The organism is Bradyrhizobium sp. sGM-13, assembly GCF_018398875.1.
Taxonomy (GTDB): domain Bacteria; phylum Pseudomonadota; class Alphaproteobacteria; order Rhizobiales; family Xanthobacteraceae; genus Bradyrhizobium.
The window spans coordinates 1-231 of record NZ_JAGWDK010000452.1 but is presented as its reverse complement, the minus strand read 5'-3'; the positions used below and the strand labels follow the sequence as shown (position 1 = coordinate 231).

Here is a 231-nt window from a genome sequence, read left to right as displayed (position 1 = left end):
ATAACTGTTCCAGTCCTTCGGCAGCGTGGCGTAGGGGCAGAGACTGTTGTCGACCCCGTCGACCTTGATGATCTTGTCGACTTTGGTCGAGTGAAAGCTTGCCTTCGGAAAACATGCCGTCAGCAATCGCCAGCGCCGCTCGGATATTCTGACATTGTCGAGATGGAGACGCGCCCAGTTCATCTGCCTGATGGTGCGGGCAAAGGCCGGAATGACCTTGTGCTCCGCCTC

At 57.1% G+C, this 231-nt stretch carries 1 pseudogene; it reads right to left on the bottom strand.

What is annotated here, in order from left to right:
* A pseudogene (locus KJQ96_RS39630) lies at window positions 1-231 on the bottom strand (GNAT family N-acetyltransferase); the annotation flags it as partial.